The following is a 12664-nucleotide window of genomic DNA, read 5'->3' as shown; positions in this document are numbered from 1 at the left end:
CGGCGAGGTTTCCACTGGGCGGTAAACGGCTTTCGAGTGGTAGAACGAAGCTGTGCACCTGACGCCGCATGAACGGGACAAGCTCCTCGTGCACGTCGCTGCCGACGTGGCGCGGCGGAGGCTCGAACGCGGAGTGCTGCTGAACTACCCCGAGGCCGTCGCGCTGATCACCGACCACGTGCTGGAGGGCGCGCGGGACGGGCGGACGGTCAGCGAGCTGATGGAGAGCGGCCGCACGGTGCTCGCACCGGAGCAGGTCATGCGCGGGGTGCCGGAGATGATCGACTCGGTGCAGGTAGAGGCGACGTTCCCGGACGGCACGAAGCTCGTCACGGTGCACCACCCGATCGCACCGTCCGCCGGTCCCGCCCCGGGCGAGGTCGTCGTCGGCAGCGAACCGGTCGAGCTCAACCCCGGCCGGCCGCGGGTCGCGCTCACCGTCGTCAACGCCGCCGACCGGCCCGTGCAGGTCGGCTCGCACTTCCACTTCGCGTCGGTCAACGCCGGGCTGGAGTTCGACCGGGAGGCCGCTTTCGGCTACCGGCTGGACATCCCGGCCGGCACGGCGACGCGCTTCGAACCCGGCGTCGAGCGCGAGGTGTCGCTCGTTCCGCTGGCCGGCCTGCGGATCGTCAGGGGGTTGCAGCGGTGATCGACCGGGAGCGCTACGCCGAGCTGCTCGGCCCGACCGTCGGCGACAAGGTCCGGCTGGCCGACACCGACCTGTTCATCGAGGTCACCGAGGATCTGAGCCGCGGCACCGGCTCCGGCGACGAGGTGATCTTCGGTGGCGGCAAGGTGGTCCGCGAGTCGATGGGGCAGGGGATCGCCACCCGTGCCGAGGGCGCGCCGGACCTGGTGATCACCGGTGCCGTGGTGCTCGACCACTGGGGTGTGGTCAAGGCCGACGTCGGCGTGCGGGACGGCCGGATCGTCGCGATCGGCAAGGCGGGCAACCCGGACACGATGGACGGCGTCCACCCCGACCTGGTCATCGGCCCGTCGACGGAGATCCTGTCCGGCAACGGGAAGATCCTCACCGCGGGCGGCATCGACTGCCACGTGCACTTCATCTGCCCGCAGGTCGTGGACGAGGCGCTGGCGTCCGGCCTGACCACGCTGGTCGGCGGCGGCACCGGCCCTGCGGAGGGCACGAAGGCCACCACGGTCACGCCGGGCGCCTGGTACCTCGACCGGATGCTGACGTCGATGGACCACATGCCGGTCAACGTCTTGTTGCTGGGCAAGGGGAACACGGTCTCCGAGGAAGCTCTGCGCGAACAGCTCCGCGGTGGCGCGGGCGGGTTCAAGCTGCACGAGGACTGGGGCACCACGCCCGCCGCGATCGACGCGTGCCTGCGCATCGCCGACGAGTCCGGCGTCCAGGTCGCCATCCACACCGACACGTTGAACGAGGCCGGCTTCCTGGAGTCCACAGTGGACGCCATCGGTGGCAGGTCGATCAACGCCTACCACTCCGAGGGCGCGGGCGGCGGGCACGCACCGGACATCATCCGGGTCGTCTCACTGCCGAACGTGCTGCCGTCGTCGACCAACCCGACCCGCCCGCACACCGTCAACACGCTCGAAGAACACCTCGACATGCTGATGGTCTGCCACCACCTCAACCCGTCGGTGCCCGAGGACCTGGCGTTCGCCGAGTCGCGCATCCGCCCGACCACGATCGCCGCCGAGGACCTGCTGCACGACCTGGGCGCCATTTCGATGATCAGCTCCGACTCCCAGGCGATGGGCCGGGTCGGCGAGGTCGTCATCCGCACCTGGCAGACCGCGCACGTGATGTCGAAGCGCCACACCCTCGACCCGAACCTGCGGGCCCGGCGGTACGTCGCGAAGTACACGATCAACCCGGCCATCGCGCACGGCATCGCCGGCGAGGTCGGCTCGGTCGAACCCGGCAAGCTCGCCGACCTCGTGCTGTGGGAACCGAAGTTCTTCGGCGTGCGGCCATCGGTCGTGCTGAAGGGCGGCTTCATCGCGTGGGGTGCCATGGGTGACGCGAACGCCTCGATCCCGACGCCGCAACCGGTGTGGGCGCGGCCGATGTTCGGTGCCACGGCCGGTGCCGCGTCGAGCGTCTTCTTCGTCGCACCGGAGGCGGTCGAGGCCGGTATCGGCGACCGGTACGCCCGGCGGGTGCTGCCGGTGGAGAACACCCGCTCGGTGTCCAAGGCGGACATGGTGCTGAACGACGCGCTGCCGGACGTGCGGGTCGACCCGGACAGCTTCGCCGTGCACGTGGACGGCGAGCTGGTGGAACCGGCACCGGTCGCCGAGCTGCCGATGGCCCAGCGGTACTTCCTGTTCTGATGCTGACCGCGCTGATCCTCGCCGACTCCCGCTTCCCCGGCGGCGGGCACGTGCACTCCGGTGGCCTGGAGGAGGCGGCCACCCGGCGGCTCGTGCACGACGAGCCGTCGCTGGAGTCGTTCCTGCGCGGGCGGTTGCAGACCGCGGGGCTGCTCGCGGCCGGGTTCGCCGCCGCCGCGGCCCGCGGTGAGGACCTCGCGACGCTGGACGCCGAGCTCGACGCCCGCACGCCCTCGCCCGCCCAGCGCGCGGCGTCGCGGGCGCAGGGCCGCGGCATGCTGCGGGCGGCCCGGCGGGCGTGGCCGTCCGCGCGCCTGCGCGACCTGCCGCCGGACCCGCACCAGCCGCTGGTCATCGGCGTGCTGGTCGACGACCCGGTCGAGGCCGCGCTGACCTGCGCCTACCTCGCCGTCAGCGGACCGGCGTCCGCGGCGGTGCGGCTGCTGGGACTCGACCCGTTCGGGGTCAACGCGATCGTGGCGGCGCTTCCGGTGGAAGAGGTCGCCGCGCGGGCCGCGAAGGAGCTGCCCGCGCTCGGTTCACCCGCCTTGGACCTCTTGGCGGAAGCTCATGTTCGACGTGAAGGGGTGCGTCTCTTTGGGAGCTGACCACGGTCCTGACCCGCACGACCACCACCACGGCAAGGCGCCGCGCATCGGCATCGGCGGCCCCGTCGGCAGCGGCAAGACCGCGCTGACCGCCGCGCTGTGCCGTGCTCTCGGCGCGCAGCTGGAGCTCGCGGTGGTCACCAACGACATCTACACGACCGAGGACGCCGACTTCCTGCGCCGCGCGGGCGTGCTGGACCCGGCGCGCATCGAGGCCGTGCAGACCGGGTGCTGTCCGCACACCGCGATCCGCGACGACATCACCGCGAACCTCGACGCCGTCGAACGCCTGGAACACCGGTTCACCGGCCTCGACCTGGTGATCATCGAAAGCGGCGGCGACAACCTGACCGCCGTGTTCTCCCGCGGCCTCGTCGACAGGCAGATCTTCGTCGTGGACGTGGCCGGCGGCGACAAGGTGCCGCGCAAGGGCGGTCCCGGCGTCACGACCGCCGACCTGCTGGTGATCAACAAGACCGACCTCGCCCCGCTGGTCGGCGCCGACCTGGACGTGATGACCTCCGACGCGCACCGGATGCGCGGCGAGCTGCCGGTGATCGCGCAGTCGCTGGTGGAGACACCGGACGCGCCCGAGGTCGCGAAGTGGGTGCTGGCGCAGCTGTGAGGGCGTCCGCGCGGTTGGTCGTCGAGCTCGACCGGCACGGCAACAGCGTCGTGCGCGTCCTGCGCTCCCAGGCGCCCCTGACGCTGGTGCCGCACCGCCGCGCCGGTCCGGTCGCGCTGGTGCACCTCGTCAGCTCCGTGACGTCCCCGCTCGGCGGGGACGCGCTGGAGCTGGACGTCGCGGTCGGTCCCGGTGCCGCGCTGGACCTGCGGGGCGTGGCGGCGACGCTGGCGCTGCCCGGCCCGTCCGGTGCGGAGTCGTCCTCGGTCGTGCGGTTCACGATCGAGGGCACTGCCCGGTACCTGCCGGAGCCCACGGTCGTGACGGGCCGCGCGCGTCACACCGCAGTGGTGGAGGCCGAATTGGACGGTCACGCGGTGTTGTCGTTGCGCGAGGTGCTGGTGCTCGGCCGCGTCGGCGAGAAAGCCGGTGTGCTCTCCACGTCGGTGCGCGCGACCCGGTGCGGCACGCCGTTGTTGCACCAGCAGCTCGTCGTCGGCGACCCGGCGGTCGACGCGTCCGCGGCCGGGCTCGCCGGCAAGCGCGTCCTGGGCAGCCAGGTGCACCTGGACGCCGTCGAGCGCCCCGCTGACGGCGGTGAGTGGTGGAACGTCGTGCCGTTGGCGGCGGGCGGATCCCTTGCCACCGCACTGGGTGAAGACGTGGTCACCGTCACACGTGTGCTCGACGCCATCTGACTCGATCACGTATTCGATCCAGATCCGTTCAAACCACGGACAGTCACTGTTCAGGTGGTGGTCATCACCACGCAGGCGGTTTCGGGATCGGGTCGCCGTGCGTATGGTCGCGGGTCCAAGGACCACGAGTTCTGCGCTGTGCTGGGAGGTTCGCCGATGACGGAGACCACGAACATCGCTCTGCCCGCGATGCGCGTGTCTTATGAGCAGGGCTCGCTCGCCGAGTCGGAGCTTGCCGCCACCTGGCACGAACAGCTCCAGCTGTGGCTCGACCAGGCTTCCCGCGCCGGTCTGGCGGAACCGAACGCCATGGTCCTCGCGACCACCGACACCCAGGGCCGCCCCTCCTCGCGCACGGTGCTGCTCAAGGGCCTCGACGAGCGCGGCGTGGTGTTCTTCACCAACTACACCTCGAACAAGTCGCACGACCTGATGGCGACCCGCTACGCCTCCGCCACGTTCCCGTGGTTCGCGATGCAGCGCCAGGCGCACGTCCGCGGCACGGTCGAGAAGGTCGGGCCCGTCGAGACCGCCGAGTACTGGAACTCGCGGCCGCGCGGGTCGCAGATCGGTGCCTGGGCCTCGCCGCAGTCGCGCGTGGTGGCCGGCCGTTCCACTTTGGACTCGGCGCTGCACAAGATCGAGCGGCAGTTCGCCGACACCGAGCAGATCCCGGTCCCCCCGCACTGGGGCGGCTGGCGGGTCCGGCCGGAGGAGGTCGAGTTCTGGCAGGGCCGCCGCGACCGGATGCACGACCGGCTGCGGTTCCGCCTGGGCCGCGACGGCTGGCAGGTCGAGCGAGTAGCGCCGTAGTCCGCGGCGCGAGGCTTTCGCGAGGGGGCGTCTCCTGTGGGCGGGAGGCGCCCTTTCGCATGGCCTTGACACACTGTCGCGGAACCTGGTGGCGGCCTCACACGTCCTCAGGCTGACCTAAGCGCCCAAACCACCCCTCGGCATACTGGGCGCTCAGCCACAGCGAACTACGAGGTGTGACTTCACGTGTGCGGAGTGCTCGGACTCATCTGCCCCACCGAAGCCGGCGCCGGCTCGGCGCGCGGCTCAGTGGCCGCCGCACTGCGCTGCCAGCGGCACCGCGGTCCTGACGAGAGCGACACCTGGGCCGACGCGGAGGTCGTCTACGGGTTCAACCGGCTCGGCTTCATCGACCTCGACCACTCGCACCAGCCGCTGGTCTGGGGCCCGCCGGAGAACCCGGCGCGGTACACGCTGAACTTCAACGGCGAGATCTACAACTACAAGGAGCTGCGGGCCGAGCTGGCCCTGCGGTTCGGCGCCCAGTTCCGCACCCAGGGCGACGGCGAGTCGATCGTCGCCGCCTACCACTACCTGGGCGCCGACTCGGTCAAGCGGCTGCGCGGCATGTTCGCGTTCATGATCTGGGACGCGCAGGAGCGGGTGGTCTTCGGCGCGCGCGACCCGTTCGGCATCAAGCCGCTGTACTGGGCGTCCGGGCCCGGCGGGGTGGCGTTCTCGTCGGAGAAGAAGAGCCTGCTGCAGCTCACCGGCACCCTCGGCATCAGCCAGGAGCTCGACCAGACCGCGCTGCAGCACTACCTGGTCCTGCAGTACGTGCCGGAGCCCGAGTCGCTGCACAGGGCGATCCGCCGCGTCGAGTCCGGCACCTCGTTCCGCGTCACGCCGGGCGGGCCGGTCCTGTTCAACCGGTACTTCAAGCCGGTGTTCGCGCCGCGGCCGGTCAACGGCGAGCACGAGGCCGAGGCGCTGCACGAGCGGATCGCCGAGGTCATGCGCGACTCGGTGGCCAAGCACATGATCTCCGACCCGGACGTCACGGTCGGCGCGTTCCTGTCCGGCGGCATCGACTCAACGGCCACGGCGACGCTCGCGAAGCTGCACAACCCGAACCTCATCGCGTTCACCAGCGGCTTCGACCGCCAGGGCTACTCGGAGGTGGACGTCGCGGCCGAGACGGCGGCGGCCATCGGCGTGCGGCACGTGGTCCGCACGGTGTCGCCGGACGAGATGATGAACGAGCTGCCGCTGATCCTCTGGTACCTCGACGACCCGGTCGCGGACCCGGCGCTGGTGCCGCTGTGGTTCATCGCGCGGGAGGCCCGCAAGTACGTCAAGGCGGTGCTGTCCGGCGAGGGCGCGGACGAGCTGTTCGGCGGGTACGTGATCTACCACGAGCCGCTGTCGCTGTCGCCGTTCGAGAAGGTGCCCGGCGGTGTGCGCAAGCTGATGGGCGCGGTGTCGAAGTCCATTCCGGAGGGTGTGCGGGGCAAGGACCTGCTGCGGCGCGGCTCGCTGCGGCTGGAGGAGCGCTACTACGGCAACGCCCGCAACTTCAGCGACGCGCAGGTCCGCGCCGTGTTCCCCGGCTACGTCGAGGGCGTCGGCTTCCAGGACGTGACCGCGCCCTGGTACCGCGAGTCGGAGGGCTGGGACCCGGTCGCGCGCATGCAGCACATCGACCTGTTCACGTGGCTGCGCGGCGACATCCTCGTCAAGGCCGACAAGGTGACCATGGCCAACTCGATCGAGCTGCGGGTGCCGTTCCTCGACCCCGAGGTCTTCCGGGTGGCCGCCGAGGTGCCGCTGGAGCAGAAGCTCACCGAGGGCACGACCAAGTACGCGCTGCGCAAGGCGCTGGCCAAGATCATCCCTCCGCACGTGCTGAACCGGCCGAAGCTGGGCTTCCCGGTGCCGATCCGGCACTGGCTGCGCGCCGAGATGTACGACTGGGCGCGTGGGATCATCGCCGACTCGCAGACCGGCCACCTGCTCGACAAGAACGCCGTGCTCGACCTGCTCGCCGAGCACAAGTCGGAGCAGTTCGACCGGTCGCGCCAGCTGTGGTCCGTGCTGTGCTTCATGATCTGGCACGGGATCTTCGTCGAGGGCCGGATCAGCCCGAAGGTGCCGGAGCCGGTGTACCCGGTCCGCCTCTGACGAGTGGTCTTGGTGACACCTCACGTGAAGTGCTTGTTAGTTGTCATAGGCTAACGAAGTGGCCACTGTGGGGAGAAGCGCGCGCTCGACGTTCGTGATCGACACGCGACCGTTGAAGATCGTCGCGTACCGCCGGTTGTGGCTCTCCACGATCGTCACGGCGGTGGGCTCCCAGCTCACCGCCGTCGCCGTGCCCAAGCAGGTCTACGACCTCACCGGCTCGTCCGCGTGGGTCGGCATCGCCGCGGGCGTGGCGCTGGTGCCGCTGCTGGTCTTCGGGCTGTGGGGCGGCGCGATCGCGGACACCGTCGACCGGCGCAAGCTGCTGCTCGTCACCAACACCGGCATCGCGGTCTCCTCCGTGCTGCTGTGGGTGCAGGCCGCGCTCGACGTCCGATCGGTGTGGCTCGTCATCGCGCTGCTCGGCCTGCAACAGGTGTTCTTCGCGGCCAACGCGCCCGCCCGGTCGGCCTCCATCGCCCGGCTCGTGCCGGCGGAGCTGCTGCCGTCGGCGGGCGCGCTCGGCTCGACGGTCATGCAGTTCGGCGCCGTGCTCGGGCCGTTGCTCGCCGGCGCCCTGATGCCCGTCGTCGGGCTGCCCACGCTGTACCTGGTGGACGCGATCGCGCTCGTCGTCACCGTCTACGCGGTGTGGAAGCTGCCGCCGATGCCCCCGCTCGACGGCGTGGTGCGGCGGGCAGGGCTGAAGGACGTGCTGGCCGGCTTCGTCTACCTGTGGGCGCAGAAGGTGCTGCTCGCGTCGATGCTGCTGGACATCATCGCGATGGTGTTCGGCATGCCGCGGGCGCTGTTCCCGGAGATGGCGCAGCACACGTTCGGCGACCCACCCGGCGGTGGGTTCGCCCTCGGCGTGCTGTTCGCCGCCATCCCGATCGGTGCCGTGCTGTGCGGGCTGACGTCCGGGTGGATCGCGAACGTCGGCAGGCACGGCGTCGCGGTCACCGTGTCGGTGGTCGCCTGGGGCGTGGCCATCGCCGGGTTCGGGCTCTCCGGCAACCTGTGGGTGGCGGCGGCGTTCCTCGCGTTGGCGGGCGCGGCGGACATGGTGTCGATGGCGTTCCGCGGCGCGATCCTGCAATCGGCGGCCACGGACGAGATGCGCGGCCGCATGCAGGGCGTGTTCATCGTCGTCGTGGCGGGCGGCCCGCGGATCGCCGACCTGCTGCACGGCACGGGCGGCGCGGCGTTCGGCACGGCCGCGGCGGTCACGGCCGGCGGCGTGCTGGTGGTCGTGGCGACCGTCGTCGCGGTGCTGCTGCTGCCCGCGATCTGGCGCTACCGCGTCAGTTCCGCTGGCTGACCACGGCCGGCACCGGGTCCAAGACCCGCGCCGACGTGCCCCAGTCGGTGAACCTGGCGTCGTCGACGATCGTCGCCTGGCCGAACTGCCGGGAGACCTTCAACCGGGTCGGCAGACCGGCCCGGTCGAAGTCCAGCTCGGCGACCGACGCCTGCACGCCCTGGTCGAGAGCGATCTTGACCTCGTTCTTCAGGAAACCGTCCGGCAGCGCGTCGTAGGCCTTCCGGTGGTCGACGTCCACCGTGTACAGCGTGCGGTCGCCGAACTGGCCGGACAACCGCACCACACCGCCGGCCGCGATGATCGGCAGGTGGTACCGGGTGAACACGGCCTCCTGGTGGACCAGGTCGTAGAAGCCCAGCATGGTGTCCGTGAACTCGTCGGTGTCGGCGCGGGTGAGCTTCACCCACGGCTTGTCCGCGGGCAGCCCGAACACCGGGGGCAGCTCGACGTACGCGTTGTCCTCGCTCGTGGACACGTAGTGCAGCTTCTGCGGCGCCCCACCGGTCTGCACCGGTCGCTCGGTCGTGGCCTCGACGTCCGCGCCGTCACCCGCCGTGAGCCGCACGACCCCCGACGCCGACGCGACGGCGCCACCGCCCACCGGCGCGGTCACCGTGAAGCGGTAGGAGGTCTTCTCCGACACGGCACGGGTGGTCGCCGACACCAGCGAGGCGATGTCCTCGTGCACCACGGCGGTGGGCCCCGGAGCGGCCGGCGGCGGGGAGGAACAGGCCGCCAGCACCGCGGTCGAGATCAGCAGGACCGCGCGCTTCATCGCGACACCCCCAGGTCGGAACGAGTCCGGTCGATTACACCATACGGGTGAGGAAAGCAGTCATCAGTGCTGGTCGTCACACCGAACCGGCACAATTCCACGGCATGGCTGAAGCGACTCCACAAACGGAACAACCGGGGCTGCACCGGGCGATCGGGCCCAAGCTGCTGTTGTTCTTCGTCGTCGGCGACATCCTCGGCACCGGGATCTACGCGCTGACCGGCAACGTCGCCGGCAAGATCGGCGGCGCGCTCTGGTTGCCCTTCCTGCTCGCGTTCGTCGTCGCGTTCCTGACCGCGTTCAGCTACCTGGAGCTGGTCGGGAAGTACCCGAGAGCCGCGGGCGCCGCGCTCTACACCAACAAGGCCTTCAAGATCCACTTCCTGACGTTCATGGTCGCGTTCGCGGTCATGTGCTCGGGCATCACGTCCGCCTCCAGCGCCGCCCTCGCGTTCGGCCGCACCTACCTGCGGCAGCTGCTCGTGGAGTTCTTCGACATCGCGCTCAGCCCGGAGTCGCTGGTCATCACCGGCATCGCGATCGTGTTCATCGCGGCGCTCGCGATCATCAACTTCCGCGGCGTGTCCGAGTCCGTCAAGGCCAACGTGGTCCTGACCTGCATCGAGCTGTCCGGCCTGATCATCATCATCGCGATCGGCGCCTACGCGGTCATGGTCGGCGACGGCGACCCCTCGCGGCTCACCGAGATCCACACGCCGTCCGGCTCCAACGTCCTGCTCGCGGTCACCTCGGCGACGGCACTCGCGTTCTTCGCCATGGTCGGCTTCGAGGACTCGGTGAACATGGCGGAGGAGTGCCGCGACCCGGTCCGGATCTTCCCGCGCGCGATGCTGTGGGGCATGGGCATCGCCGCCTTGATCTACGTCCTGGTCGCGATCACGTCGTCGCTGCTGATCCCGTCCGACGAGCTCGCCAAAGCCGGCTCCGGCGCGTTGCTGAAGGTCGTCACCGTCGGCGCACCCGGCTTCCCGCTGTGGGTCTTCGCCCTCATCGGCCTGCTCGCCGTCATCAACTCGGCGTTGATCAACATGCTGATGGCGTCCCGCCTGCTCTACGGCATGGCGAACGAGAAGATCATCCCGAAGTTCTTCAGCGCCGTGCACCCGTTCCGCCGCACGCCGTGGATCTCCATCGTCTTCACCACCGGCATCGCGGTGATCCTGGTGTCCACGGCCGACATCGGCAAGCTCGGCGGCACGACCTCGTTGCTGCTGCTCGTCGTCTTCACCATCGTCAACATCGCGTGCCTGGTGCTGCGCAAGGAGAAGTCCGAGCACAAGCACTTCCGCGCACCCACCTGGGCACCGGTGCTGGGCGCCATCACCTGCGCGTACCTGGCGCTGCCGTTCACGTCCGGCCGGCCGTGGGACGACTACAAGATCGCCGGCTACCTGCTGCTCGCCGGCCTGGTGCTCTGGGGCATCAACCGGGTGCTGCACGGCAAGGTCGACATCAGCCCGGAGAACCTGTCGAAGTGACCGGTTCGGCACGAGGGACCGGTCGGGCCCGCCCGACCGGTTCCGCTGCCTTTGTCGCACCCGAGCGCGCGGACGGCCGTCATCCCAGCCTGGCCAGCTCGACCGGGTCGTGCGCGCAGAACACCTCGACCTCACCGGTCGCCTTCAGCTCCCGCAACCGCTCCACATTGGACAGCCGCTGCACCCGGATCGTCTCCGTCTGCCTGGCGGTCATCTTGAGCGCGAAGATGCTGCTCGGCGGCGTCTCGACCTCACCGCGGTAGAAGTAGGCGTCCCCGGCGTGCAGCAGCCAGCCGTCGTCCGACCTGACCGCGATGCCGCTGTGGCCGCGGGTGTGCCCGACCAACGGCACGATGAGGACGTCCGCGGGCAGCCCCGGGATGTCGCGGACCGCCTCGAACCCGAACCACTCCTCGCCGGTCGCGTGGTGCGTCCGGAACGTGACCCCCTCGCGCTGCGCCTTCGGGAACCGCATCTTCTCCTTGGTCGTGCGCGGGTTGGTCGCGGCCTCCAGTTCGGTGTCGAGCACGTGCACCGTCGCACCGGGGAAGTCCCGCAGCCCACCCGCGTGGTCCATGTCGAGGTGCGTGAGCAGCACGTGCCGCACGTCGCTCGCCCGAAACCCGCGCTTCTCGACCTGGCGGACCGCGGTCTCGTTGACGTCGAGCAGCGGCCGCAGCAACCGCCGGCTGAGCCCGTCGATGGTCTGCGCCGGGTCCTTCACCTCGTGCGTGCCGAAGCCCGTGTCGACCAGCACCAGCCCGTCGTCGGCCTCGATCAGCAGGCAGTGCGCCACGAGCCCGCCGGGCACCAGCGGCGGCCGCATCGAACCGCAGTTGAGGTGATGGACCTTCATGGGCAAATCCTTCCGTTGGCCCCGTAGGCTTCAGCCTCATGTTGGGGATCTCGTACGAGGGTGCCACCGCTGTGATCACGACTGTAGGCGCGGGCCTGCGGTCCTTCGAGGTGAACGGCGTCCCGTACGTGGAGACGTTCGGCCCGGACGAGAAACCACCGATGTCCGCCGGCGCCGTCCTCGTGCCCTGGCCCAACCGCACAGCCGGCGCCTGCTGGACCCTCGACGGCGAGGTCCAGCACCTGGAGGTCACCGAACCGGCCCGCGGCAACGCCATCCACGGCCTGGTCCGCCGCCGCCCCTGGTCCGTCCTCGAACACACCGGCTCCCTGGTGACCCTCGAAACGGTCATCGACCCCCAGCCCGGCTGGCCGGCGGCCCTGCGCACCACCGTCTCCTACGCCCTGGACGACAACGGCCTGACCATCGCCCACCACGTGACGAACGTCGGCGAGCTCGCCACCCCCTTCGGCGTCGGCACCCACCCCTACCCCCGCGCTGGGAACGCTTCCACGGACTCCTGCACGCTCACCCTGGCGGCCACGACGGTCCTCCCACTGGACCTCGAACGGATGGTGCCCTCCGGCCCCGCCGTACCCGTCGAGGGAACCTCCTACGACTTCCGCGCCGGCCGCCCACTGGCCGGGGTCCAGCTCGACACGCCGTTCGGCGGCTGCGAACCGGGCCGCGACGGGCTGGTGCGGCACTCGCTCGCCGGTGACGGCTGGGGGGTCGAGCTGTGGGCCGACCCGGACTTCCGGTGGGTGCAGGTGTACACGCCGGAGGCCTATCCGGGGCGGGGGCGGGCGGTGGCCGTTGAGCCGATGACCTGTCCGCCGGATGCGTTGAACTCCGGGGTGGATTTGATCTGGGTGGCTCCGGGGGAGTCCTGGGGGGCCCGGTGGGGGGTTCGGCCGCTGTGACTCGCTGAGGGTGGCTGTTCCTGGGGCTCCGCCCCAGACCCCGGCACTCCCGAAGAAGCCGCCGGCGCCGTTCGCGGGTTGATGGCACGCC

12 protein-coding genes are annotated in these 12664 nt (G+C 70.5%); 10 read left to right on the top strand and 2 right to left on the bottom strand.

What is annotated here, in order from left to right; translation table 11 throughout:
- Positions 1-52: 52 nt before the first annotated feature.
- The 8 genes from ACZ7CF_RS11520 (at position 53) to ACZ7CF_RS11485 (ending at position 8517) form a co-directional block, all read left to right on the top strand.
- A complete protein-coding gene (locus ACZ7CF_RS11520; RefSeq protein WP_470369533.1) occupies positions 53-652 on the top strand; it encodes an urease subunit gamma in 600 nt (199 codons plus the stop codon).
- The gene (locus tag ACZ7CF_RS11515; RefSeq protein WP_470369677.1) at positions 652-2331 is read left to right on the top strand and encodes an urease subunit alpha; all 1680 of its coding nucleotides are present in this window, start codon (positions 652-654) and stop codon (positions 2329-2331) included. Before ACZ7CF_RS11520 ends, ACZ7CF_RS11515 begins: the two co-directional genes overlap by 1 nt.
- On the top strand, positions 2328-2939 hold the full coding sequence (locus ACZ7CF_RS11510; RefSeq protein ID WP_470369676.1) for an urease accessory protein UreF: 612 nt from the start codon (positions 2328-2330) through the stop codon (positions 2937-2939). Before ACZ7CF_RS11515 ends, ACZ7CF_RS11510 begins: the two co-directional genes overlap by 4 nt.
- On the top strand, positions 2929-3564 hold the full coding sequence (gene ureG / locus ACZ7CF_RS11505) for an urease accessory protein UreG (RefSeq protein WP_470369532.1): 636 nt from the start codon (positions 2929-2931) through the stop codon (positions 3562-3564). Before ACZ7CF_RS11510 ends, ureG begins: the two co-directional genes overlap by 11 nt.
- Positions 3561-4262, top strand: a complete 702-nt coding sequence (locus ACZ7CF_RS11500; protein ID WP_470369531.1) for an urease accessory protein UreD — start codon at positions 3561-3563, stop codon at positions 4260-4262. Before ureG ends, ACZ7CF_RS11500 begins: the two co-directional genes overlap by 4 nt.
- Before the next feature lie 156 nt (positions 4263-4418).
- Positions 4419-5075, top strand: a complete 657-nt coding sequence (gene pdxH / locus ACZ7CF_RS11495; protein WP_470369530.1) for a pyridoxamine 5'-phosphate oxidase — start codon at positions 4419-4421, stop codon at positions 5073-5075.
- Positions 5076-5261: 186 nt separating this feature from the next.
- Positions 5262-7196 carry an asparagine synthase (glutamine-hydrolyzing) gene (gene asnB, locus ACZ7CF_RS11490; RefSeq protein WP_470369529.1) on the top strand — a complete coding sequence of 645 codons (1935 nt, stop codon included), beginning with the start codon at positions 5262-5264 and terminating at the stop codon, positions 7194-7196.
- A 67-nt stretch (positions 7197-7263) separates the two neighbouring features.
- A complete protein-coding gene (locus ACZ7CF_RS11485) occupies positions 7264-8517 on the top strand; it encodes an MFS transporter (RefSeq protein WP_458429525.1) in 1254 nt (417 codons plus the stop codon).
- On the opposite strand, the gene ACZ7CF_RS11480 is transcribed toward ACZ7CF_RS11485, so the two are convergent.
- Positions 8501-9295, bottom strand: coding sequence for a hypothetical protein (locus ACZ7CF_RS11480; RefSeq protein ID WP_470369528.1), 795 nt, complete (start codon positions 9293-9295; stop codon positions 8501-8503). The two genes, ACZ7CF_RS11485 and ACZ7CF_RS11480, sit on opposite strands and share 17 nt — an antisense overlap.
- Before the next feature lie 104 nt (positions 9296-9399).
- Here ACZ7CF_RS11480 and ACZ7CF_RS11475 point away from each other — a divergent pair, with 104 nt between their 5' ends.
- Positions 9400-10794 (top strand): APC family permease, encoded by a 1395-nt coding sequence (locus ACZ7CF_RS11475; RefSeq protein ID WP_360385633.1) that lies wholly within the window; start codon positions 9400-9402, stop codon positions 10792-10794.
- Between the two features lie 79 nt (positions 10795-10873).
- Here ACZ7CF_RS11475 and ACZ7CF_RS11470 read toward each other — a convergent pair whose 3' ends face one another.
- Positions 10874-11650, bottom strand: a complete 777-nt coding sequence (locus tag ACZ7CF_RS11470) for an MBL fold metallo-hydrolase (protein ID WP_470369527.1) — start codon at positions 11648-11650, stop codon at positions 10874-10876.
- Positions 11651-11688: 38 nt separating this feature from the next.
- Between ACZ7CF_RS11470 and ACZ7CF_RS11465 the strand changes: the two genes are divergently transcribed.
- Positions 11689-12573 carry an aldose 1-epimerase family protein gene (locus ACZ7CF_RS11465; RefSeq protein WP_458429522.1) on the top strand — a complete coding sequence of 295 codons (885 nt, stop codon included), beginning with the start codon at positions 11689-11691 and terminating at the stop codon, positions 12571-12573.
- The last annotated feature ends 91 nt before the right edge of the window (positions 12574-12664 follow it).

The sequence above is a fragment of the Lentzea sp. NPDC036955 genome (assembly GCF_055608005.1).
The sequence above is the reverse complement of the archived record's forward strand: the minus strand, read 5'-3'. Positions and strand labels throughout refer to the sequence as shown.